Source organism: Hydrophilobacter chitinilyticus (genome assembly GCF_049860745.1).
Taxonomy (GTDB): domain Bacteria; phylum Pseudomonadota; class Gammaproteobacteria; order Burkholderiales; family Burkholderiaceae_C; genus Rhodoferax_B.
The window spans coordinates 3,689,384-3,712,817 of record NZ_CP187561.1; the positions used below are offsets into that span (position 1 = coordinate 3,689,384).

Consider the following 23,434-nt stretch of genomic DNA (forward strand, 5'->3'; position numbering starts at 1 on the left):
CCCAAGGATGTTCCAAATGAAAAAGATCGCCGCCGCTCTCCTCGTCAGCTTGTTCGCTGCTGGCGCCTTTGCCCAAGCCCCTGCGCCTGTCGCTGCAGAAGCTTCCGTAGCCGCAAAGCCTGCCGCCGCGACGCACTCCACGCACGCCAAGAAGGCCACCAAGCACAAGACCTCTGCCAAGAAAACCAGCAAGACCCACGCCGCTCATAAAGCCGCTTAAACATCTGCTGCTTTTTTAGACGAAAATTGCCCGCTCCATAGCGGGCATTTTTTTGCCTACTCGCAACTCTCCGCATTCACATGACTAGAAAGTGCAGTCCATGAAGATGACTTGGCGTAATCAACTTTGGCGTGGTGTGATCGCCGGTTTGTGGCTGGCCGCCGCAGGGCTCTCGGGTACCGCCCACGCGCAAGACGCGCCGCAGATGGATTTGCCGCGCATACAGATTGGTGCAGGCATGTACGTCATCGACACGCAGTTGGCCATCACCTCGCAGCAGCGCGAGATTGGTTTAATGTTCCGCAAAGAGATGCCGCAGCAGGAAGGCATGCTGTTTGTGTTTGAAACCCCCAGCCAGCAGTGCTTCTGGATGAAGAACACCATCCTGCCCTTGACGGCCGCCTTTGTGGACGACGACGGCACCATCGTCAACCTTGAAGACATGAAGCCGCAAACACTGGACTCCCACTGCTCCAAGCGTCCGGTGCGCTATGTGCTGGAGATGAACGTGGGCTGGTTTGCCAAGAAAGGTATCAAGGCTGGCAGCAAGCTAACCGGCAAGCCGTTTGAAGGCAAGAAGGCCGGTTGACCGAGCTGCGCCGGAAAACAAAAAACCGACCCAAGGGTCGGTTTTTTTGTTCGCGAAAGCTTTAAAGGCTTAGGCGAAATTGCTTTCGGCAAAGCCCCAGTTCACCAGCTTGTCGAGGAAGGTCTCGACGAACTTGGGACGCAGGTTGCGGTAGTCGATGTAGTAAGCGTGTTCCCACACGTCCACGGTCAACAGGGCCTTGTCAGCGGTCGTCAAAGGCGTGCCGGCAGCGCCGGTGTTGACGATGTCAACCGTGCCGTCGGCCTTCTTCACCAGCCAGGTCCAGCCGGAACCGAAGTTGCCCACGGCGCTTTTCACAAACGCTTCCTTGAAAGCGGCATAGCTGCCCCACTTGGCGGTGATGGCTGCAGCCAACGCACCAGAAGGTTCGCCACCACCGGCGGACTTCATGCAGTTCCAGAAGAAGGTGTGGTTCCAGATCTGGGCTGCGTTGTTGTAGATACCGCCGCTGGACTTCTTGACGATTTCTTCGAGCGTCATGCTCTCGAACTCGGTGCCTTTTTGCAGGTTGTTCAGGTTGACCACGTAAGCGTTGTGGTGCTTGCCATGGTGGAATTCAAGCGTTTCTTTGGAGTAAGCCGGGGCAAGCGCGTCGATCGCGTAGGGCAATGGTGGCAGGGTGTGTTCCATTTTTTATCCTCGTGGGTTGGTAGTAAGAAACCGTCGTCGAAACCGTTTTATCAAACCATTGTAAAAACTAAATTAGCCTTTCGCCGATGACGGTCATATCGACGGAACCATCCGCAAAATCAGCGTGCACCTGCTGGCCTGGCTGGGTCTGCTTGGCACTGGTCAACACATGCCCTTCTGCATTGGTGAGCAAAGCATAACCACGCTGCAACACCAGGCGAGGATCGAGCAGCGACAAGCTGCGCTCGGCACGCTCTAACCGCTGCCGCGCGCGTGAAGTGGCGCTGGTGACCGCCGGGCCGAAGCTGCGCTGCGACGCGTCCAACTGTTGGCGCAACCGCTGCAGGTGGCTGCGGTTCTCATACCGCAGGCGCTGCGCTTGTTGGCCCAGTTGCGCCTGCTGCCGCGCGAGCCAACCCGAAGGCCGCCCCAAACGTGCGGCGGCTTGGTCGAGCCGTTGGCTGCGGTTGTCGAGCTGGCGCAGCACGGCGTCATTCAAGCGTTCGCCCGCCAGTTCCAAAGCCCCCAGCCACACCTCGCGCGGCTGCGCCACCAGTTCGGCCGCAGCAGTCGGCGTGGGAGCACGCAGGTCGGCCACAAAGTCGGCGATGGTGAAGTCGGTTTCGTGGCCCACACCGCTGACGATGGGCACCGGACTTTGGCGGATCAGCCGGGCCAGCGCTTCGTCGTTGAAAGACCATAGGTCTTCAATCGAGCCACCGCCGCGCACCAGCAGAATGACGTCAATAGGTGGGGCTTTCAATTCATCAACAAAATCGCCCTCCGACGCAATTCCAGCATACGCAAGCTGATACAAACTTGATAGCGCCTTGCGAATCTCGCCGGCCGCTGCAGCCCCCTGCACCGCGGCAGGCGCCACCACCACCGGAATGTGCGGCACACGCCGACGCAAGGCGGTCACCACATCGTGCAACGCGGCGGCGCCCAAAGAGGTGACCACCCCAATACCGCGCGGCAGCAGCGGCAAAGGCCGCTTCAGCTCAGCATCAAACAGGCCTTCGCTTTCGAGTTGCGCCTTGAGCCGCAAAAACTGCTCGAACAAAGCACCCTGCCCGGCGCGTGACATGGATTCGACCACCAACTGCAGATCGCCCCGCGCCTCGTACACGCCCAAGCGGCCACGCAGTTCTACCAGTTCGCCATCACGTGGCGCAAAGTCCAGCAAGCTGGCGGCGCGCCGAAACATGGCGCAGCGGATTTGGCCGTTGGCGTCTTTGATGCTGAAGTAGCAATGCCCGCTGGATGCGCGCGAGAAGCCCGAAATCTCGCCGCGCACGGCCACGGGATTGAAGCGCGCCTCCAAGGTGTCAGCAACGGCGCGGCATAGCGCGCCAACTGCCCAGATTCGTGGCGCCGCCGCGTCAGATATAGAAGCAAATCCAGTCACGTCGCGCTCCTCGGCCGTGCTGCTGCGCAGCATGGGGAGTTGGAGTACTCCACAGCGGCCTGAGATGTGGTAGGCATATGGAAATAGTTCTCAAAAAGCACTGCAAGCCCAGCAATCACGGTGTAAGTTATTGATTTCAAACGAATTAATAATGATTAAAATTTAATCAAATTGACACGAAGCCGCATGAATGCTGGATTTCGCGGGTTGTCCTACAGGTTCTTCACAAAGTTATCCACAGATCTTGTGGGTACCTGTGGGAAAGAAAGTGGGGTTTCAGAGGCTGAAGCGGAAAGTCCAAGTGTTGGAACAACATTGGTGTACAAAAGATGCACCCGGACCGGGCGCTAGGACATAATCATGCGCAGATTATCTGTGCGGAGTGCCCAATTTGTTTTCGATCATACAAGCCGCAGGCTGGCCCATTTGGCCCCTGGTCGCATGTTCCGTTCTTGCCCTAGCCCTGATCATCGAGCGCTTCGTCAGCCTCAAAACCTCCAAAGTTGCACCGCCAAAACTGTTGACCGAAGTGCTCAACGTCGCCCAAAACGGCGTGCCCGCACCCAACATCGTCAGCCAGTTGGCGCAAAACTCGGCCATGGGTGAAGTGTTGGCCAGCGGTCTGCGCGTGGTGAACACCAACCCCCATGCCACCGAAGAAGACATTCGCGGCAGCATGGAAAGCACCGGCCGCGCCGTGGCGCATCGGCTGGAGAAGTATTTGAGCGCGCTGGCCACCATCGCCTCGGCAGCTCCGCTGCTGGGCCTGCTGGGCACGGTGATCGGCATGATCGAGATCTTCGGCTCGCAGTCGGGCTCGGGTGGTGCCGGCAGCGGCAACCCGGCGCAACTGGCGCAGGGCATTTCGATCGCGCTGTACAACACCGCGTTTGGCCTGATCGTGGCGATTCCGTCGCTGATCTTCTGGCGCTACTTCCGCGCCCGGGTAGACGAATACCTGCTGAACCTGGAACTGGCGGGCGACCAACTGGCGCGCCACCTGGGCCAACTGCGCAAGCGCGGTTAAGGGGCTGGCACTTCATGCGCCCCATGAACTTTCGCCACCGCGAACGCGAAGAACCCGAGATCAACCTGATCCCGTTCATCGATGTGCTGCTGGTGGTGCTGATCTTTTTGATGCTGTCCACCACGTACAGCAAATTCACCGAGCTGCAAATCAAGCTGCCCGTGGCCGACGCCGAAGCGCAGCGCGACCGGCCCAAGGAAATCATCGTGGCGGTGAGCGCCGACGGTCGCTACTCGGTCAACCGCCAAGCGGTTGATGGCCGCAGCGTGGAAAACGTCGCCCGTGCCCTGCGCGACGCGGCACAGGCCAACAAAGACATGGTGCTGATCATCAGCGCCGATGCCAGCGCGGCGCACCAATCGGTCATTACCGTGATGGAAGCGGCGCGCCGTTCGGGCTTGAGCCAGGTGACGTTTGCCACGCAGACCTCGGGCCAAGCCGGGACGAAATAGCGTCACATCCACAGCTTCACTCACAGCCCCAGATATTCGCGATGTCCAGCCCGTCGATTGAAAGCGCCGTGGTTCGCGCCTGGCGCGGGCGTGGCTTGCTGGCTTGTGCGCTGTGGCCGTGGTCGCTGTTGTACCGCGCACTCAGCAGCACGCGGCGCGCGCTCTACCAGCTCGGCTGGCTCAAAACCTACAAAGCGCCCGTGCCCGTCATCGTGGTGGGCAACGTGGTGGCCGGCGGCACGGGCAAAACGCCGGTGGTCATCGGGCTGGTACAGCATCTGCAAGCGCGCGGACTGATGGTCGGTGTGGTGTCGCGCGGCCATGGCCGGCAACTGCCCAAAAAAGGCTCAGATTGCCGCGAGGTCACAATCACCAGCCCTGTGGCCGAAGTAGGCGACGAACCCGCATTGATCCAGCTCACGACCGACGTGCCGGTGTTTGTGGCACGCCGCCGCCCAGAGGCCGTGCAAGCCCTGCTGGCCGCCTACCCACAAACCCAAGTAGTGGTGTGCGACGACGGTCTGCAGCACTACCCGCTGCAGCGCGACATCGAGATTTGTGTGTTCGACAACCGGGGCGCCGGCAACGGCTGGCTGCTGCCCGCTGGCCCGCTACGCGAAGCCTGGCCGCGCAAGGTCGACCTGATTTTGCACACCGGCTCGCAGCCCGCGTTTACCCAACCCGCAGGCTTTCGCGTGCAACGCGCGCTGGCACCTTACACCGTGCGGGCCGATGGCAGCACTGTTGCGCTTGAAACGCTGCGCGGCCAGCCCGTCACCGCGCTGGCGGGCATCGGCCAGCCGCAGGCTTTCTTCCAGATGCTGGAAGCCGCTGGCCTGCAGCTTGGGGCTCGCATCGCCCTGCCCGATCACTATGATTTTCAGAGCTGGCAGCGCTCATCCACCATGCCAGAGCCCTTGGTTTGCACTGAAAAAGATGCCGTAAAATTGTGGCAATACGAACCCACGGCCTTGGCCGTGCCGCTGCAACTGCAATTCGATACAACGTTCTTCACCGCGCTAGATGCCAGGCTAACCCAACTAGGTTTGGGGCCGGTATCATCGAGCACTTTGTCTGCTGCCTGAGCGCTTCAACGGTCGGCTCCTTCGACCCCAGCGCCCATCCAATTCACGCCGACTGAAACACCCGCATGGATCCGAAACTTCTTGAACTGCTCGTCTGCCCCGTGACCAAGGGCCCGCTGCAATACGACCGCGAACGCCAAGAGCTGACCTCGCGCAGCGCGCGCCTGGCCTACCCCGTGCGCGACGGCATCCCGGTGCTGCTGGAAAACGAAGCCCGCACCCTGACCGACGCTGAATTGGGACTCTGAGCTGTGGACTACACCGTACTCATTCCCGCGCGCATGGCGTCCACCCGCCTGCCCAACAAACCCCTGGCCGCGCTCGGCGACGTGCCCATGGTGGTGCGTGTGGCGCAGCGCGCCCAGAAGTCGTCGGCCAAACGTGTGGTGGTCGCGGGCGACAGCCCCGAGATCATCGCCGCCTGCGAAGGGCATGGCGTGGAAGCCATCCTCACACGGCAAGACCACCCCTCTGGCAGCGACCGCCTGGCCGAGGCCTGCACGCTCTTGGGCCTGCCTGACGACGCCGTGGTCGTCAACGTGCAAGGTGACGAGCCGCTGATCGTGCCCGCGCTCATCGACGAAGTGGCCGCCCTGCTGACCACGCGCACCGATGTGAGCATGAGCACCGCCGCCCATGCCATCGACAACGTGGCCGAGTACACCAACCCCAACGTGGTGAAGGTGGTGCTCGACGCACAACAACACGCGCTGTACTTCAGCCGCGCGCCCATCGCCTTCTGGCGCGACGGCGCCAAGCCCGCCGCTGAAGCCGGTGGCTTGCCCCGCTTTGAAGCGCTGCCGCCGCTGAACCCGCTGCGCCACATTGGCGTTTACGGCTACCGGGCAGGCTTCTTGCGCCTGTTCCCGACATTGCCAGTGGCCCCCATCGAGACCTGCGAAGCGCTGGAGCAGCTGCGGGCCATGTGGCACGGCTATCGCATCGCGGTGCATGTCACCCAGCACATTCCCGGCCCTGGCGTAGACACGCCGGAAGACCTGGCGAGGGTGCGCAAACTGTATTGAGCTTTGGCGCGCGCTGGCGTTCAGCGGCGCCACGGCAACTTTGGGGCGGGCGAAATCAGCCGACGTAAGGCTCGTGCGGGTTTGCGCATGCTATCCTTGCCCCATGAAGCACTGCGGCGCCTAGAGCCCGTTCTCCGCCAGCAGTGCCACGCGATTTTTAAAACTTCCGAGGACATCCATGAGACTGATTTTGTTGGGCGCGCCTGGCGCGGGCAAAGGTACGCAAGCAACATTCATCTGCCAAAAATACGGCATCCCGCAGATTTCTACGGGCGACATGTTGCGCGCGGCCGTCAAGGCCGGCACCCCACTCGGTCAACAGGCCGAACAGATCATGAAGTCCGGTGGTTTGGTCAGCGACGACCTGATCATCAACCTGGTGAAAGAGCGCCTGGCCCAGCCAGACTGCGCCAAGGGCTGCCTGTTTGACGGCTTCCCCCGCACCCTGCCCCAGGCTGATGCCATGAAGGCTGCCGGCGTGAAGCTGGACTACGTGCTGGAAATCGACGTGCCGTTTGAAGCCATCATCGAACGCATGAGCGGCCGCCGTTCACACGCTGCCTCGGGCCGCACCTACCACGTCAAGTTCAACCCACCCAAAGTGGAAGGCCTGGACGACGTGACCGGCGAACCGCTGATCCAGCGCGACGACGACAAGGAAGAAACCGTGCGCAAGCGCCTCGAGGTTTACAGCGCACAGACCCGTCCACTGGTCGACTACTACTCCAGCTGGGCGAAGAACGACCCCGCCGCAGCCCCCAAGTACCGCGCCATCAGCGGCATGGGCACAGTGGATGAAATTACCTCGCGTGCACTGCAAGCCTTGTCTGCCTAAGCCGCCAAGAGAAATAGCAGAAGCCTCCGGGCAAACAAAAAGCCGCAAGGCCCTTCAAAAGGGTCAGGCGGCTTTTTTCATGGGCCGGTGATACCGCGGGCCTGCGTTAGTCGTCGATCGGGCTCAGCAACGCCAGCATCAACGCCACACGCGCCTTCACTGGCGACAAGGTGCCGGCATCCAGCAACGCATTCGGCGCCTCCTCTGCCGCGCCCACAATGCGCCCGCTGGTGCAACGTGTGGCGCGCAGCACCGCCACCCCTTTGGCCTGCGCCGCGCGCAAAGCTGCTTCCAGCACGTAGTGCACCGAGCCATTGCCCGTGGTGGCCACCACCAAACCGCGCACGCCCTGCGCCACCAGCGCCTGTACCACGGTGCCGCTGGCCCCCGCGTGGCTGACGATGATCTCCACCTCAGGCCACTGGTTCACGTCTGGCTGAAGGTGCGCAAACGCGTCCGTGATGGCGATGTGTTGGATCGCCACTTGCGCGAGTGCCGAGCCTTTGAACGGCAGATTCTTCTTGAACCGTTCGGGCAAGCCATTGCCCAGCGGCCAGGGGCGCAAGCGGCGCAGCACGCCCTCTTCCACATGGCCCAGCGGGCCGGCATCGCCAGAGCCAAACGCATCGAGCCGATAGGTGTGCACCTTCTGCACATCCAGCGCGCCATGCACGGTGCCCGCGCAGACAGCGACCACACCACGCGCGCCAGGCGTCTTGGCCACAGCCACGGCATCCAGAATGTTTTGCGGGCCGTCGGGCGCAACGGCGGTAGACGGGCGCATGGCGCACGTGAGCACCACGGGCTTGGCCGGATCGAGCACGGCCTGCAAAAAGTAGGCGGTTTCTTCCAGGGTGTCGGTGCCGTGCGTGATGACCACACCGCACACCTCGGGCTGCGCCAGCCAATGCGCCACGCGCCAGGCGAGTTGCTGCCACGCGGCGTGCGTCATGTCTTTGCTGTCGAGCTGGGCCACTTGCTCGGCCAGCAGGGTCACGCCCATCTGCTGCAGCGCGGGCACAGCATCGAGTAGTTGCTCCACACCCACTTGCGCGGCGGTGTAACCCACGTTGTCGCCGGCCGTGGCGGCCTTGCCAGCGATAGTGCCGCCTGTGCCCAAGACCACAACCGTGCGCTGTCCTTCAGCCGATTTAACCCCGCCAACCGCGTGGGTTGGAGACAACTTTTCTGTCATGACTTGCAATCCCTCAAAAACTGAATAAAAATACAGGTACTGGATATTCAAACAGCTTAAATTTAAACTGCTGTTGCCAACCGCCACTACCGTCTTGCTCTGGAGCGCCACATGGACATGCCACAGTTTTCCGCCAAACTCACTGCCCGCCAGCAACAAATCCTTGAGCTGATCCAGACCGCTGTGGCGCGCACCGGCGCTCCTCCAACGCGCGCTGAAATCGCTGCCGAACTCGGCTTCCGCTCGGCCAATGCCGCTGAAGAACACTTGCAAGCCCTGGCGCGCAAAGGCGTCATCGAGTTGGTCAGCGGCACCTCGCGCGGCATTCGGCTCAAGAGCGATACGCTGCGCTCCATCAACGAATCCCGTAACGGAATCCTTGGCCACAGTCTCACGTTCCCCAACATGGCGCAACTGGCATTGCCCCTGATTGGCCGCGTGGCCGCAGGCTCCCCCATTCTGGCGCAAGAGCATGTGTCGCAGACCTATTACGTTGAAAGTGGTTTGTTCCAGCACACGCCCGATTACCTGCTGAAGGTGCGCGGCATGTCCATGCGCGACATCGGTATCATCGACGGCGACCTGTTGGCCGTGAAGTCGGCCCGCGAAGCCAAGAACGGCCAGATCGTCGTGGCCCGCCTGGGCGACGACGTGACGGTGAAGCGCTTCCGACGCACCAAAGATGTGATCGAGCTGTTGCCCGAAAACCCCGACTACGAAACCATCGTGGTCGAGCCCGGGGAGCCGTTTGAAATTGAAGGCTTAGCGGTCGGCTTGATCCGCAACACGCTGCTCAGTTAGCAGCGCCCCTAACCCCCATTTAGCTTTTAACCCCCACGCCACAACGGGTGGCGGGCGTTGGGCTGCGCCTGTGCAGTCAACAACCCCGTTGCGGCGTGTTCATTCAAATCCTGCCTGTGTTCACTACTCGCTTGAGGAGATTCACATGGGAATGGCATTGTTTTCACACACCGTCTCGATGACTGGTTGGGCCACAGCATTGCATGGGCTCAAAGGTTGGCTCGCCGCTGGCAAAAGCCAGGCGCTGCGCCACACGGCAGCCACGGCCGCGTCGTACCGCGAATTGCAAGCACCCGCCCGCAACGCTTGCGCCACAAACCGCGCCGCACGTCCCGCAGCAGGCACGCAGCCTTTTGCACATGCACCGGTACGGTCGGCGCAGCGCGCTGCTGTACGCCCTCTGCGGGTGGTGCGCGTGGTCGACACCGCCTCTGCCGCCGCCAGCGCTGGGCGCATGGTGATTTCGGGCCGCATGGCCGATGTTTGTGCCGAGTTGGATCGGCTGGCCGCCATCGAGGCCAACGCCAGCAGCATGCTCGCGCAATGAAGTAACGGTTTGCATATGTGGCGCGCTGCATGACCTGCGCGCCACCACTCGGCATGCGGCGCAACGCCAGCATTGGCGCCAGATTTTGCAGATGCCGAGCCACAAAGCTGTCGATGCAACAGCACCACGGCGCAGACTCCAAGGCACAATAGGGTTCATGAATATTGTGATCCTGGACGACTACCAAGATGCCGTGCGCAAACTCAACTGTGCAGCCAAGCTGGAGCCCTATACCGCCAAGGTGTACACCAACACCGTGAAGGGTTTGGGGCAGTTGTCGGTCAGGCTCAAAGACGCCGACATCATCGTCCTGATTCGCGAACGCACCCACCTGAACCGCCAACTGATTGAAAAGCTGCCTCGACTGCGGCTGATTGCACAGACCGGGCGCATCGGCTCCCACATCGATATCGAAGCCTGTTCGGAACGCGGCATTGCGGTGGCTGAAGGTGTGGGCTCGTCCATTGCCCCGGCCGAGCTGACCTGGGCGCTGATCATGGCCGCTACGCGACGCCTGCCCCAATACATTGGCAACCTGAAGCACGGCGCCTGGCAGCAGTCGGGCATGAAGACCGCGTCCATGCCGCCAAATTTTGGGCTCGGCACGGTGCTCAAGGGCCGCAGCATTGGCATTCTGGGTTACGGCAAGATCGGCAAGCTCGTGGCGCAATACGCACGGGCGTTCAGCATGAACGTGGTGGTGTGGGGCAGCGAAGCTTCGTGCCAGCGCGCCATGGCCGATGGCTTGGGCGTGGCGCCCAGCCGCGAAGCCTTTTTTGCAGAGTCGGACATCATCTCTTTGCACCTGCGCTTGAACGATGGCACACGCAACCTGGTCACACTGGAAGACTTGTCGCGCATGAAGCCGACCTCGCTGCTGGTCAACACCTCTCGCGCCGAACTCATCGAGCCTGACGCCCTGCTGGCAGGCCTGAACCGTGGCCGCCCCGGCATGGCGGCAGTGGACGTATTTGAGAGTGAGCCCATTCTGCAAGGCCATGCCCTGCTGCGCCTGGAAAACTGTATTTGCACACCACACATTGGCTATGTGGAGCAAGACAGCTACGAGCTGTACTTCAACGCTGCGTTTGACAACATCTTGAACTACATCCGCGGCACACCGACCAACATCGTCAACCCTGGGTCGCTGCAAGTGCGACGCTGATAGCAGCCCGCAAAAGAGCGGAACGTCAAAAAACAAAAAGCCGGGTGACCCCGGCTTTTTGTTTTGTTCGCTGCAATCAGTGACTCAAGTCATTTGGGATTTTTAGGCGAAATCTTGGCTTCAATGTTCGGATCGAACAAGTCGAACTCGATCAGATTGCTGTCCACCGGCGGCGCGGCAGGAAAGCCCGGCACACGGCTGTCGTCACTCGGAGGCTGCACGGGCTGCAAAGTGATAGGGGCGTCTTCGAGCAATGGCAAGTCCAGGTCTAGGTCAGCCATCTTCTCCGGGCCCGACATCGCCTGCAGTTCCGAGTTCGTGAAATCCAGGTTCAGATCGAGATCTAGGTCGAGTGGCTCGTTGTTGGCTGATCCTGTTGTTGGCTTCGACGAAGCCACGGTGTCGTCGATCTTCGACATTTCCGACAGCAGCAACATCGGCTGCGTGTGACTGTCTTCACCCACTGCAGGGGTCGCAACCGGCAAGTCAAGCGCAGGCAATGCGGCACCAAGACCGGACGTGGGCACCGGCAAAACCGGCTCAACCGGCAAAGATGATGGTCTCTGTCCTGTCTTGGATCCTGAGAACTTGGCCAGCAATGCGCTCGGGCTTTCGAGGCGCTCTTGGCCTTCGCTTTTGGCGGCCGCGTAAAGCATCAGCAGGTCGCGGTAAGCCGCCAGATCAAACTGCGGCGTACCCGAACTGCCGGGCGAGCGGAAGAGCAACTCTTCCAAAGTACCGAGCCCACTGGGGGAACCCCAACTGTTCTCGATCTTGAGCATGGCCGACGGATGCTCTTCCAACCGATGGCCTTCTTCATGAAATGACGCAAGCGGCGGCACGCGGCCGTTAAACACCCGGTTGAAGTCGGCGCGCAGGCGATCGTATTCGGCTTGGTGCCCAAGCTTTTGATGGATCTTCAGCAACTCAAGATAGGCCAAAGGGTTGAGCTCGATGCTCTCGTCGATGGTCTTCTGCAGCAGATCAATGGCTTGGTCATACTGCCCCAACGACACGAAGAAATCGGAGTGCTGCCGCACGTCCAGGAATTCGTCGACAACCACACTGCGTGGCTGACCCGACGCTGCGTGTGCCCCCATAGCGCCTGCCGCACCGACGGCCGCAGCCGCGCCCAATGCTGCTGCGCCAACTCCAGCGGCACCCGCGTTCTTTGGCGCAGTGACGGCCGACAGCGCCTGCAAGTCATCAAACACCGAATCCCTGAAGCCCGGTGTGTTTTCAACGACTTCAGACAAGTGGTCCGCCAACACAGGCTTCGCCCTCGGCGTGGGCGCTACGGGCACGGGCACTGGTTCTGCCAACTCGTCTTCGTCCACTGGCAAGGGCACATCAACCGCCGAAACCCGGCCGCTATGCAACTCGGATTCGGCCAGATCGGACACGCTGTGGCGCGACCAATCGGCCACGCTGGCAGTCGACTTACGGGAGCGGTCCCACCAATAAGCGGCTGCAGCAAGCGCCGCCAGCAGCATGGCCAACAAGCCGTACACCACATTGCTGTCGAAACGACCACTCTCCAGACGCTCCAGGCGCGTTTGAAATTCTTGATCGCGCTTGGCCAACTGGGCTTTGAGCGCAGTGGCCTCAGCCTCCAGCAGCAGCAACCGCTTTTTATCTTCTGGGTTCTCAGCAGGCTGAAGATTCAAGGCGCGCCAAGCGGCAGCGGCATCAGAACGTTGCGTGCCGCTTTCAGTCGGCACGCTGAGCATCTCAGTCGATGGTTTAAGCACCACCTGACGGTCGTCCGGCGTGGGCGCCACGTCCAGTTGCAAACGAGGCTTGCCTCGGGCGGGCTCTGCCTTGGCCTGTGGTGCGGGTGCCGTCGGTGCCGGAGGTGGCGGCGGTGCCGTTGGCGCGCTAGCCGCTACAGCCGGTTTGGGTTTGGCGGGTGCAGATGGGCGACGCACGGGTGCCGGGGCCGGCGGCATCACCGCAACGGGCCGGGGCGCGCGCACGGGCGGCGCAGGGGCGGCAACGGCGGGAGCGGATGACGTATCCTGGCCGCTGGACTGGGCGGCGGCAGAAGAAGGGGATGGAGAAGGCGGCGGAGACGCCGTCGCTGGCGCCGTGGTTGCCGCCGGGATCACGGTCGGCACCGGGGCCGAGCGCATCTCCACCGGGAAGTCGGTCAAAAAATCGTATCGGCGTGAGGCATTTTGGCCACACTGTGAACGCAATACAACGCTCACAACCGGTTCGTTCACATTGGAGAAGGTCCGCACCCGCACGCGCGCATCCAACGATGGGGGGGTGTTGTAGACGTTCACCTGCACACGACCAACGTCGGTACTGGTGTCGCCCAAAAAGACTTCAGCGGAAAAACACTGGGAGCCCACTTCGTCGGCTTGGTCCAGCCGCACGTCGAACTGCAAATCAAGAGGTTGGCCGAGTACCGCCGCGCCTCTAGCCCGTCCCAGTGACAACGCTGAACTGCCGACGGCAGCTACCAATAAAGTCGACCCTAGGAGAGTTGTTCGTAGTTTCACTGCAAAGTGGTAGTTACATTTTGTCCTGATTCTGGCACACCATCGCGCCAGAGCTAGCAAGTCATAATTCCAAGTATGAAAATTCTGTATCCCCGTATCGGCCTCGTCGGCACAGGTGCCATGGGCCGAGGCATCGCTCAAATTGCAGCACAGGCGGGCAGTACCGTCAAACTATTTGATACGCAGCCCGATGCGGCACGCAAGGCACAAGCCGCCTTGGGCGAGCAATGGGACAAGCTGGCCAGCAAAGGCCGCATGTCAGCAGAGCAAACCCTTGAGGCCAAAAGCCGCATTCAAATTGCAGGAGCATTGGCCGATCTGGCCGACTGCGATCTGGTCGTCGAAGCGGCTGTGGAGCGGCTGGACATCAAGCGCGCCATCTTTGCCGAACTGGAAGCGCTGGTGCAGCCGCATGCCGTCCTAGCCACCAACACATCCTCCCTCTCTGTTACCGCCATTGCCGCCGGACTGAAGCGCCCCGAACAGTGCGCGGGCTTTCACTTCTTCAACCCCGTACCGTTGATGAAGGTGGTGGAGGTGGTGGCCGGCATCAAGACCAGCCCCGCCGTGTGCGCCGATCTGGCAGCCTATGCCAAGCAAATGGGCCATACGCCTGTGGCCGCGCAAGACACGCCCGGCTTCATCGTCAACCACGCCGGCCGTGGATTTGGCACCGAGGCACTGCGCATCGCCAGCGAAAACGTGGCTGACTTCGCCACCATCGACCGCATTCTGAAAGACCAGTTGGGCTTCAAGCTCGGGCCTTTCGAGCTGATGGACTTGACCGCACTCGACGTCTCCCACCCGGTGATGGAGTCGGTCTACCGCCAGTATTTTGAAGAGCCGCGTTACCGCCCCAGCGCCATCACCGCACAGCGTCTTGCCGGTGGCCTTCTGGGCAAGAAGACGGGTGAAGGCTTTTACCGCTACGTCGATGGCGTCGCCCAAGTGCCCGCCGAACCGGCCACGCCTGTGGTCGCCAACATTCCGCCAGTGTGGGTGTCGCCCCGCGCCACGCGTCGCCTGGAGCTGCTGCAGTTGCTGAAGGATCTGGGCGCCACCATCGAAACCGGCGCCGCGCCCTCTTCCCAGGCGCTGACGCTGGTGGCGCCTCTGGGCTTTGACGTCACCACGGTGGCCGTGGTGGAACGGCTCGACCCGGCGCGCACCATCGGTATCGACATGCTGGTCGAAGCCAAGGCACAAAAACGCCGCGTACTGGCCACCAACCCCGCCACCCGCACCGACATGCGGGACGCCGCCCACGCCCTTTTCGCCAGCGACGGCACCCCCGTGAGCGTGGTGCGCGACAGCGGCGGTTTCATCAGCCAGCGCGTGGTGGCCACCATCGTCAACATCGCCTCGGACATGTGCCAACAAGGCATCTGCACCCCGACCGATCTAGAGACCGCCGTCACCCTGGGCCTGGGCTACCCGCAAGGCCCATTGGCCATGGGCAACCTGTATGGCCCGACCAACGTGCTGGAAATCCTGTTCAACATGCAGACGGTCTACGGCGACCCGCGTTACCGCCCCAGCCCCTGGCTGCGCCGGCGCGGCGCCATCGGCCTGAGCCTGCTGCACGTCGAAGAGTAAACACACGACCCAAGACCTAAACACGCCCCCCATGCCCGCAGAACTCAAAAGCACCAGCCATGGCATGACCATGGTGCTCACGCTCAGCCATCCTGAGCACCGCAACGCGCTCGGCCCGGCGATCTACGCTGCCGGCGTTGAAGCCCTGGGCGTGGCCGAAAGCAACCCCGAGGTGCGCAGCGTGGTGATCGTTGGCGACGGCGCCCACTTCAGCGCCGGCGGCGATCTGCAGCGCCTGCGCGCCAACCGCAACGAACCGGCCAGCGTGCAATCGGCCAGCCTGGAAGCGCTGCACAACTGGATCGAAGACATCCGCACCTTCCCCAAACCGGTGATCGCAGCGGTAGAAGGCGCGGCCGCCGGTGCTGGTTTCTCGCTGGCCCTGGCCTGCGACATGGTGGTGGCCGCGCGCGACGCGGTGTTCAGCATGGCCTACAGCAACATCGGTTTGTCGCCCGACGGCGGCGCGAGCTGGAGCCTGGCGCAGAGCCTGCCACGCCAGTTGGCCACCGAAATGCTGATGCTGGGCGACCGCCTGCCCGCTGACCGGCTGCACGCGCTGGGCGTGGTCAACCGCCTGGCCGAGCCCGGCCAGGCCCTGGAAACCGCGCTGCAACTGGCCGAACGCATCAACGCCATGGCGCCGAACGCTCTGGCCAGCATCAAGGAATTGCTGGCAGAAGCGCCAGGCCACACGCTGCACCAGCACCTGGCAGCAGAACATACCCATTTCGCCAAGAACCTTTTCCACGAAAATGCGGGCATTGGCATCAACGCCTTTCTGGAAAAGAAGGCGCCAAAGTTTGTTTAAACCGTGCTCATGTTGAGCCACTCCCCTGCGCCTCACGCCTAGGGACACACCCGAATAAGTCACCGAAAAGACACGTCATGGACGAGCCCATTCTTAACATGGAAGAACGCGCCGCGATCAATTCTGGTCGCTGGTTCGCGTCGTTATCGCCCTCATTGCGGCACGATATTCTTCGATGCACCTACGTCAAACGCTACAAAGATGGAGAGCTGATCGCCGCCCGCGGCGACCCACCAGAAGAATGGGTGGCCTGCGCCAAGGGCGCGGTGCGGGTGGGCTCCACCTCGGTCTCGGGCAAGCAGATCACGCTGACCTATGTCGAGCCCGGCATCTGGTTTGGCGATGTGGCGATCTTCGACGGCGACCGACGCACCCACGACGCCTATGCGCATGGCGACACCACCATCGTATGTGTGGCACGGGCCGATTTCCGCAAGATTCTGGACACCCACACCGAGCTGTACGAAGCGCTGTTGGCGCTGCAGTCACGCCGCATTCGCCTGCTGTTCGGCCTGGTGGAAGACCTGAACACCCTGCCCTTGCGCGCGCGCCTGGCCAAGCAGTTGATCCATTTGGGCCGCAGCTATGGCGTGCAAAGCCTCGCCGACCCGGACGAGATCCGCATCAGCCTGCAACTGGCACAGGAAGAGTTGGCCCAGTTGCTGGGTGCATCGCGCCAACGGGTCAACCAAGAGTTGAAGCAAATGGAGCGCGAGGGGGCGATCCGTGTCGAACCCGCCGGGCTGACCATTCGCGATCGCGATGCGCTGCTGCGCGTCGTCAACGTCGACGTCTGAAAGCCTGTGGTCCCAGGATGCAAGCTTCGGGCACAACACCATGAAGCCTGCACTATGACTGCTACCACCACTGCCCGCACCGACTTCTCTCAATTCGTCGGCACCCGCGCTGCCACCGGCACCCAAGCCCTCGACGCCGAAGCCCTGAGCGCCTGGCTGACGCAAAACCTCGACGGCTTTACCGGCCCCCTGACTATCGAGCTGTTCAAGGGCGGCCAATCCAACCCCACCTACAAACTCATCACGCCCACGCGCACCTATGTGATGCGCGCCAAGCCCGGGCCGGTGGCCAAACTGCTGCCGTCGGCGCACGCCATCGAGCGAGAATTTGCCGTAATGCGCGGCTTGCACGGCACCGATGTGCCCGTGCCGCAAATGCTCTGCCTGTGCGAAGACGAATCGGTGGTCGGCCGGGCCTTCTACGTCATGGAGTTCATGCAGGGCCGCGTGTTGTGGGACCAGTCGCTGCCCGGCATGACACCCACCGAGCGCGGCGCCATCTACAACGAGATGAACCGCGTGATGGCCGCCCTGCACCAGGTACCGTTTGCCCAGCAAGGCCTGGCGAACTACGGCAAACCGGGCAACTACTTCGAGCGACAAATTGGCCGCTGGAGCAAGCAATACATCGCTTCGCAAACCCAGCCCATTCCGGCGATGGACAAGCTCATCGACTGGCTGCCCGCCCACATTCCGGCCGACGCACGCGACGACAGCCACACCAGCATCGTGCACGGCGACTACCGGCTCGACAACCTGATGTTCCACCCCACCGAGCCCCGCGTGTTGGCGGTACTCGACTGGGAGCTGTCGACCCTGGGCCACCCGCTGGCCGACTTCAGCTACCACTGCATGGCCTGGCACATTCCGCCAGGCGCGTTTCGCGGCATTGGCGGGCTCGATTTGCCAGCGTTGGGCATTCCCAGCGAAGAAGCCTACATCCGCCTGTATTGCGAGCGCACTGGGCTGGCCAGTTTTGAATCGTTGAAGGCCGACTGGAACTTCTACCTGGCCTACAACCTGTTCCGCCTGGCCGCGATTCTGCAAGGCATAGCCAAACGTGTGGAAGCCGGCACAGCCTCCAGCGAACAGGCCAAAGCCTCGGCCGCTGGCGCGCGCCCGCTGGCCGAAATGGCCTGGCAGTTCGCTCAAAAAACCTGAACAACAACACCCCAATATCAAGGAGACCCGCATGGATTTCGACTACTCCCCCAAGACCAAAGAGCTGCAGGCCAAACTGCTGCGCTTCATGGACGAACACATCTACCCGGCCGAAGCCACCTACGCACAAGAGCTGGCTGCCAACACGGCAGCAGGCAAACGTTGGACACCGCTGCAAACCATCGAAGCGCTGAAAACCAAGGCACGCGCTGCCGGCTTGTGGAACCTGTTTTTGCCGGTGGACAGCGCCGCCGCCTCGGGCTACGAGGGCGCGGGTTTGACCAACCAGGAATACGCACCGCTGGCCGAAATCATGGGCCGCGTGGTCTGGGCCAGCGAGGTGTTCAACTGCTCGGCACCCGACACCGGCAACATGGAAACCATCGCGCGCTATGGCTCCGAAGAAAACAAGGCCCGCTGGCTGAAACCGCTGCTCGAGGGCCAAATCCGCTCGGCCTTTGCCATGACCGAACCCGACGTGGCCTCAAGCGACGCCACCAACATCGCCACGCGCATCGAGCGCCAGGGCGACGACTACGTGATCAATGGCCGCAAGTGGTGGATCTCTGGCGCGGGCGACCCACGCTGCGCCATCTACATCACCATGGGCAAAAGCGACCCCGAAGCGCCGCGCCATTCACAGCAAAGCATGATCTTGGTGCCGGCCGACACCCCCGGCGTGAAGGTGATTCGCCCGCTGTCGGTCATGGGCTACGACGACGCGCCGCATGGCCACATGGAGATGACGTTCGAGAACGTGCGTGTACCTGCTGGCAACATTTTGCTGGGCGAAGGCCGTGGCTTCGAGATTGCCCAAGGGCGCCTCGGCCCCGGCCGCATCCACCACTGCATGCGCCTCATCGGCCTGGCCGAGCGCGCGCTGGAGCTGATGTGCAAACGCGCCTCCAGCCGCGTGGCCTTTGGCAAACCCGTGGCCGCGCAAACCGTGACGCAAGAGCGCATTGCCGAAGCCCGCTGCAAGATCGACATGGCACGCCTGCTCACGCTGAAGACCGCCTGGCTGATGGACGTGGCCGGCAACAAGGTGGCAAAGAACGACATCGCCATGATCAAGGTGGTGGCGCCCAGCATGGCCTGCCAGGTGATCGACTGGGCCATGCAGGTGCACGGCGGCGGCGGCATGAGCGACGACTTCCCTCTGGCCAACGCCTACGCCCACGCGCGCACGCTGCGCTTTGCCGATGGCCCGGACGAAGTGCACCGCAACGCGATTGCCAAGATGGAACTCGGCAAATACGCCGTGCATCCGCGCGAAGTGGAAATGCCGATCACACGCGGTTCTTGAGCGCTTTCCTCTGCAAGCGGGGCGGCAAATCCCCCCGCCTGCAGAGGCCCATCATTTGGCCTACATTCGGCAGCTCTATTGGCCTGTATTAACCCTGTAGGACGCTGCTCATGATCGAAGTTTTCTCCTGGCCCACGCCCAACGGCCACAAAGTGCACATCATGCTGGAGGAGTGCAAGCTCCCCTACACCGCGCGGGCCGTGAACATCGGCAAAGGTGACCAGTTTGACCCGGCTTTTTTGAAGATCAGCCCGAACAACAAGATCCCGGCGATGGTGGATTCCGAAGGGCCGGACGGCAAGCCGATTGCGTTGTTTGAGTCGGGGGCGATTCTGTTGTACCTGGCGGCCAAGACCGGCAAGTTTTTGCCGAAGAGCGACCGCGCAAAGTTTGACGTGTTGCAGTGGCTGATGTTCCAGATGGGCGGCGTAGGTCCCATGCTCGGCCAGGCGCACCACTTCCGTATGTACGCCCCTGAAAAGCTGCCGTACGCCATCGACCGCTACACCAACGAGGCCAAGCGTTTGTACGGCGTGATGGACACCCAATTGGCCAGCCGCAAATTCATCGCTGGCAACAGCTACACGATTGCGGACATCGCCATCTTCCCGTGGCTGCGCAGTTGGCAAAACCAGGGGATCGATTGGGCCGATTTTCCGCACCTGAAAGACTGGTTTGAGCGCATCGCGGCACGCCCGGCGGTGCAACGCGGGGTGAAGGTCTTGGCCGACCTGCGCAAGCCGATCACCGACGACAAGTCACGCGACATTTTGTTCGGCGCCACGCAGCACCAGCGGCACAAAGCCAGCTAGGCCAAGTCGTCTGGCGCGGTGTCCACGGCCACCTTTTTGCCGTGGGCATGGGCCAACAGCCAGACCATCAACTCGTCCAGGTGCAGCGGCCGGCAGAAGTACTGGCCCTGCCCAAATGCACAGCCCAGGCGACGCAAGGCGGTCAGTTGATCGGCGGACTCGATGCCCTCGGCCGTCACCGCCAAGCCCACACTTTCGGCCACGGCCAGCACCGCGCGCAGGAACGACTCGCTCGCGGGGTTGGACGTGAGATCGGACACAAAACTACGGTCCACCTTCAGCATACCGACCTTGAAGCGGTGCAGGTGAATCAAGCTGGCGTGGCCGGTGCCAAAGTCATCAATCGTCAAACGCACACCGCGCGTTTGCAGCGAGCGCTGTAGTTCTGCCACAAAAGGCGTTTCATCAAACAGCACCTCTTCCGTCACGTCCAGCTCCAGCAGTTCAGGCGACAGCCCGGAACTGGCCAAGGCAGCATCCACGATGGGCAGCAGATTGGTGTGGCGGAACTGCCGTGGCGACAAATTCACCGCAATCGACATGGGCACGCCAAAGTGGTCTTGCAGTTGCACCGCCGCCGCACAGGCTTGCGCCAGCACCCACTCGCCCATCGCCACAATGCAGCCGGTTTCTTCGGCCAGGGCGAGAAACTGCTCGGGGTACAGCATGTCCAACCCCGGCAGGTTCCAGCGCAACAGCGCTTCAATACCACCGACATCTCCGGTCTCCAGGTCCAGTCGGGGCTGGTAGTGCAACACCAGTTGGTTGTTGTCCAATGCGTTACGCAGGTGTTCTTCCAGGTCACGCCGGTGGAGCGTTTCGGTTTGCATTTGGGCTGCAAAAACACGGTACGCATCGCGCCCGTGTTTCTTGGCGTCGTACATGGCGATGTCGGCGTTTTGCAGCAGTGCGGCCAGGTCGGCGCCGTCGCTGGGGTACAGGGCGATGCCCACGCTGGCAGTGACATGCAGTTCACGCTCGCCCGCACGAATAGCGGGCTGCACCGCCTCGACAATCTTTTGCGCCACCATGGTGGACTCACTGCGCCCGTCCACGTCGCTGAGCACCACGCAAAACTCATCACCGCCCATGCGCGCCACAGTGTCTGACTGGCGCACGGTGGCCCGCAGGCGCGCCGCCACCTCTTTGAGCACCACGTCGCCCACGCTATGGCCCAGCGAATCGTTGATCTGCTTGAAGTGGTCCAGGTCCAGCAGCATCACCGCCATGGTCCGGTTGTTGCGCTTGGCATGTTCAATGGCCACCGCCACGCGGTCGTGCAATAGCGCGCGGTTGGGCAGGTCGGTCAAAGTGTCGTGGTGGGCCAGATGGCGGATGCGGCTCTCCGAGCGCTTGCGCTCGCTGACGTCATACGCAATGCCGACAAACCCCGTGGCCTTGCCATCCACCCCGCGCATGGCCGCCAGCGCCATGTTGACGGCCAGATGCGAGCCGTCTTTGCGTTTGAAGCTCCATTCCCGCTCTTCAGTCAACCCACGCAGCACGCGCGCGCCCACGGCCCCCACAGGCACTGGCAAGCCCAGCTCCACCGAGGCTTGCTCAGCATGCGCTTGCATTTCTTCCGCCGTCAGCAGTGTCTCGGCAGCCTGGCGTCCCACCAGTTCATCGCGCCCATACCAAAGCATGCGTTCCGTCGCCGCATTGGCGGCGCGAATGCGGCCCTGGGTGTCGGTCATGATGACCATGAAGGGAGCGCTTTGCAAAATGGCCGCATTCAATTGCGCCATTTCCAGCGTGTGCTTGTCGGCGCGCTTTTGCTCGGTCACGTCGCTGAGCATCACCACAAAGCCCCGTTGCCCATCCAAACGCATGACGCTGGTGGCCGTGCGCACCTCGATGTTGCGCCCGTCAATCGTGCGCAGTGCAGACTCCATGCGCCACGGCGTTTCCATGGGGTCGTCCAGCATCTGCTGCAGTGGCAGCGGCAGCAAGGCCGCCAAAGACAAGCCCTCCATGCCCCGCGCCGGATACCCCAGCACGGCCTCGGCCGCAGCGTTGGCGCCCAGCACCCGCCCTGCTGCATCGGCCGTGACGATACCTTCTGCCGAGTGCGTCACGATGGCTTGTGCCCAGGCTTCGCTGCGACGGTAGGCCACGCCCATGTCGTCGGCGCGCGTTTCCGCACGGGTGCGCAGCAGGATCAACAAGCCCAGCAAGCTACTGAGCAGCAGCGTCAGCGTGCTGCCCATGATGACCACCGACGCAGGATGGCCTAGCGGCGGCGCGCCCGTCTCGGGCAGCGACGTCAGCCGCAACGTCCAGGTGCGTTGGCCGTACTCCACCGGCACCAGGCGCTGCAGGCGCTCCGCGGGATTCATTTCGTCAAGTCGCTCGGTGCGCAGGCTGAACATTTGCGCGTCTGCGGTTTGCTGTTGGCCGGCATACAACTGCACCGCCAGCCGGCCACCTTCGTTGCGCAGCACGGCCTGCATCAAGTCTTCGACGCGCACCACGCCGAACACATAGAACTGGATGGCCGTGCGCCGGTCTGGCACCGTGACCAAGGGCACATTCTTGCGGTACACGGGAATGACCAGCACGGTCTGGACAACGTTGTCGGCAGCACCGCTGGGCGTGGCGGCAGAAGCAGACCCGCCCGCAATGTCCGCCACAGCTCCGGCACTGAAAGGCAGCGTGGCGCTGGCCATCAACTTGTCAGACAGCGCCACGTCGCCCGAATCTCGCGCCAAATGTACAGCCCGCTGAACGGCAGGCATTGTCAGAAGATCGGTGCCCAATAGCGGATGCATGGTGCCTGCGGGTGCCGGCGCCGGCTCCGCATACAGCACCGGGGCGTACTCCTGCCGGTCTTTGCCAGATGGAACACTGTAAGCCCGCAACGCTGGGGATTCGGCCCGCACCTGCTGTTCAAACTGCGTAAGTTCAGCGGCGCCCACAGCCTGGGCCACGCCTAGCAATTGCAAGCCAGGGTAACTGGTCAGCATGTTCATCTGCTGGCCAAAGACACGCCACTCGGAACGACTGACGTCATCAGACGCCGAGAAAAGCGCGGACCCGGCGCGCAGCAACTGTTCGTTGGCCGCTAAGCGAGCACGCATCGCGCCAGCCACCTGTTCCACCTGCTGGTCAAACTGCTGCAGACGGCGCGTGTGCTCCAGCTCGCGGGAGCGCGTCCATTCCTGCCACGTCAGGGTGGTGCCACCCGCCAACACCAGAAACAAGGCCAGCCAGGACCATGACACCACTGCACGACCTCGCGTGAACAAGAAGCGGCGCAGCAAGTGGGACTTCATCGTCAACAGTAGGCGAATGCAGTTCTAAGATGTGCTCATACTACCCGCAAGCGCTCTGAATCCCAATTTTTCTGGACGGTAGGCCAAAAATTGGATACGCGACCACGGCGGCCCAGTGGAAATCGGGCGCTCGCGAGCAGGAGCAAACAAGTGGGGGGAGAGAAACCTA

At 62.2% G+C, this 23,434-nt stretch carries 22 protein-coding genes; 17 read left to right on the forward strand and 5 right to left on the reverse strand.

Annotation, left to right across the window (positions count from 1 at the left end; translation table 11 throughout):
• Positions 1 to 16 precede the first annotated feature (16 nt).
• Positions 17 to 220 carry a hypothetical protein gene (locus ACPWMG_RS16395; protein ID WP_483300545.1) on the forward strand — a complete coding sequence of 68 codons (204 nt, stop codon included), beginning with the start codon at positions 17 to 19 and terminating at the stop codon, positions 218 to 220.
• 100 nt (positions 221 to 320) lie between these two features.
• Positions 321 to 809, forward strand: a complete 489-nt coding sequence (locus ACPWMG_RS16400) for a DUF192 domain-containing protein (protein WP_483300546.1) — start codon at positions 321 to 323, stop codon at positions 807 to 809.
• Positions 810 to 878: 69 nt separating this feature from the next.
• Here ACPWMG_RS16400 and ACPWMG_RS16405 read toward each other — a convergent pair whose 3' ends face one another.
• Positions 879 to 1,460 carry a superoxide dismutase gene (locus tag ACPWMG_RS16405; RefSeq protein WP_483300547.1) on the reverse strand — a complete coding sequence of 194 codons (582 nt, stop codon included), beginning with the start codon at positions 1,458 to 1,460 and terminating at the stop codon, positions 879 to 881.
• 67 nt (positions 1,461 to 1,527) lie between these two features.
• The gene (xseA, locus tag ACPWMG_RS16410; RefSeq protein WP_483300548.1) at positions 1,528 to 2,901 is read right to left on the reverse strand and encodes an exodeoxyribonuclease VII large subunit; all 1,374 of its coding nucleotides are present in this window, start codon (positions 2,899 to 2,901) and stop codon (positions 1,528 to 1,530) included.
• A 358-nt stretch (positions 2,902 to 3,259) separates the two neighbouring features.
• On the opposite strand from xseA, the gene ACPWMG_RS16415 reads away from it, so the two are divergent.
• The 6 genes from ACPWMG_RS16415 (at position 3,260) to adk (ending at position 7,292) form a co-directional block, all read left to right on the forward strand.
• Entirely contained in the window at positions 3,260 to 3,895 is a 636-nt protein-coding gene (locus tag ACPWMG_RS16415; protein ID WP_483300549.1) for a MotA/TolQ/ExbB proton channel family protein, read from the forward strand.
• Positions 3,896 to 3,918: 23 nt separating this feature from the next.
• Complete coding sequence (locus ACPWMG_RS16420; protein ID WP_483300551.1) at positions 3,919 to 4,347, forward strand: ExbD/TolR family protein; 429 nt, start codon at positions 3,919 to 3,921, stop codon at positions 4,345 to 4,347.
• Positions 4,348 to 4,388: 41 nt separating this feature from the next.
• Positions 4,389 to 5,432 (forward strand): tetraacyldisaccharide 4'-kinase, encoded by a 1,044-nt coding sequence (gene lpxK / locus ACPWMG_RS16425; protein ID WP_483300552.1) that lies wholly within the window; start codon positions 4,389 to 4,391, stop codon positions 5,430 to 5,432.
• Between the two features lie 65 nt (positions 5,433 to 5,497).
• Positions 5,498 to 5,680 carry a Trm112 family protein gene (locus ACPWMG_RS16430; RefSeq protein WP_483300553.1) on the forward strand — a complete coding sequence of 61 codons (183 nt, stop codon included), beginning with the start codon at positions 5,498 to 5,500 and terminating at the stop codon, positions 5,678 to 5,680.
• 3 nt (positions 5,681 to 5,683) lie between these two features.
• Positions 5,684 to 6,457, forward strand: coding sequence for a 3-deoxy-manno-octulosonate cytidylyltransferase (kdsB, locus tag ACPWMG_RS16435; protein ID WP_483300554.1), 774 nt, complete (start codon positions 5,684 to 5,686; stop codon positions 6,455 to 6,457).
• 178 nt (positions 6,458 to 6,635) lie between these two features.
• The gene (gene adk, locus ACPWMG_RS16440; protein WP_483300555.1) at positions 6,636 to 7,292 is read left to right on the forward strand and encodes an adenylate kinase; all 657 of its coding nucleotides are present in this window, start codon (positions 6,636 to 6,638) and stop codon (positions 7,290 to 7,292) included.
• A gap of 106 nt (positions 7,293 to 7,398) precedes the next feature.
• Here the strand turns inward: adk and ACPWMG_RS16445 are convergent, their stop codons facing one another.
• A complete protein-coding gene (locus ACPWMG_RS16445) occupies positions 7,399 to 8,487 on the reverse strand; it encodes an asparaginase (protein ID WP_483300556.1) in 1,089 nt (362 codons plus the stop codon).
• A 111-nt stretch (positions 8,488 to 8,598) separates the two neighbouring features.
• Between ACPWMG_RS16445 and lexA the strand changes: the two genes are divergently transcribed.
• The 3 genes from lexA to ACPWMG_RS16460 all read left to right on the forward strand — a co-directional run bounded on the left by lexA (position 8,599) and on the right by ACPWMG_RS16460 (position 11,000).
• Positions 8,599 to 9,288 carry a transcriptional repressor LexA gene (gene lexA, locus ACPWMG_RS16450; RefSeq protein ID WP_483300557.1) on the forward strand — a complete coding sequence of 230 codons (690 nt, stop codon included), beginning with the start codon at positions 8,599 to 8,601 and terminating at the stop codon, positions 9,286 to 9,288.
• A 145-nt stretch (positions 9,289 to 9,433) separates the two neighbouring features.
• Positions 9,434 to 9,835 (forward strand): hypothetical protein, encoded by a 402-nt coding sequence (locus ACPWMG_RS16455; RefSeq protein ID WP_483300559.1) that lies wholly within the window; start codon positions 9,434 to 9,436, stop codon positions 9,833 to 9,835.
• A gap of 157 nt (positions 9,836 to 9,992) precedes the next feature.
• The gene (locus ACPWMG_RS16460; RefSeq protein ID WP_483300560.1) at positions 9,993 to 11,000 is read left to right on the forward strand and encodes a D-2-hydroxyacid dehydrogenase family protein; all 1,008 of its coding nucleotides are present in this window, start codon (positions 9,993 to 9,995) and stop codon (positions 10,998 to 11,000) included.
• An 89-nt stretch (positions 11,001 to 11,089) separates the two neighbouring features.
• Here the strand turns inward: ACPWMG_RS16460 and ACPWMG_RS16465 are convergent, their stop codons facing one another.
• Complete coding sequence (locus ACPWMG_RS16465; protein ID WP_483300561.1) at positions 11,090 to 13,471, reverse strand: type IV pilus assembly protein FimV; 2,382 nt, start codon at positions 13,469 to 13,471, stop codon at positions 11,090 to 11,092.
• Between the two features lie 111 nt (positions 13,472 to 13,582).
• On the opposite strand from ACPWMG_RS16465, the gene ACPWMG_RS16470 reads away from it, so the two are divergent.
• From ACPWMG_RS16470 to ACPWMG_RS16495, 6 genes are all read left to right on the forward strand, one after another.
• On the forward strand, positions 13,583 to 15,103 hold the full coding sequence (locus tag ACPWMG_RS16470; protein WP_483300562.1) for a 3-hydroxyacyl-CoA dehydrogenase: 1,521 nt from the start codon (positions 13,583 to 13,585) through the stop codon (positions 15,101 to 15,103).
• Between the two features lie 31 nt (positions 15,104 to 15,134).
• Entirely contained in the window at positions 15,135 to 15,914 is a 780-nt protein-coding gene (locus ACPWMG_RS16475) for an oxepin-CoA hydrolase, alternative type (RefSeq protein WP_483300563.1), read from the forward strand.
• 77 nt (positions 15,915 to 15,991) lie between these two features.
• Positions 15,992 to 16,711, forward strand: a complete 720-nt coding sequence (locus ACPWMG_RS16480) for a Crp/Fnr family transcriptional regulator (protein WP_483300564.1) — start codon at positions 15,992 to 15,994, stop codon at positions 16,709 to 16,711.
• 54 nt (positions 16,712 to 16,765) lie between these two features.
• Positions 16,766 to 17,872 (forward strand): phosphotransferase, encoded by a 1,107-nt coding sequence (locus ACPWMG_RS16485; RefSeq protein WP_483300565.1) that lies wholly within the window; start codon positions 16,766 to 16,768, stop codon positions 17,870 to 17,872.
• A gap of 31 nt (positions 17,873 to 17,903) precedes the next feature.
• A complete protein-coding gene (locus ACPWMG_RS16490; RefSeq protein WP_483300566.1) occupies positions 17,904 to 19,178 on the forward strand; it encodes an acyl-CoA dehydrogenase family protein in 1,275 nt (424 codons plus the stop codon).
• Positions 19,179 to 19,288: 110 nt separating this feature from the next.
• Entirely contained in the window at positions 19,289 to 19,990 is a 702-nt protein-coding gene (locus ACPWMG_RS16495) for a glutathione binding-like protein (RefSeq protein ID WP_483300567.1), read from the forward strand.
• On the opposite strand, the gene ACPWMG_RS16500 is transcribed toward ACPWMG_RS16495, so the two are convergent.
• Entirely contained in the window at positions 19,987 to 23,265 is a 3,279-nt protein-coding gene (locus ACPWMG_RS16500; protein ID WP_483300568.1) for a bifunctional diguanylate cyclase/phosphodiesterase, read from the reverse strand. The two genes, ACPWMG_RS16495 and ACPWMG_RS16500, sit on opposite strands and share 4 nt — an antisense overlap.
• Positions 23,266 to 23,434 lie beyond the last annotated feature (169 nt).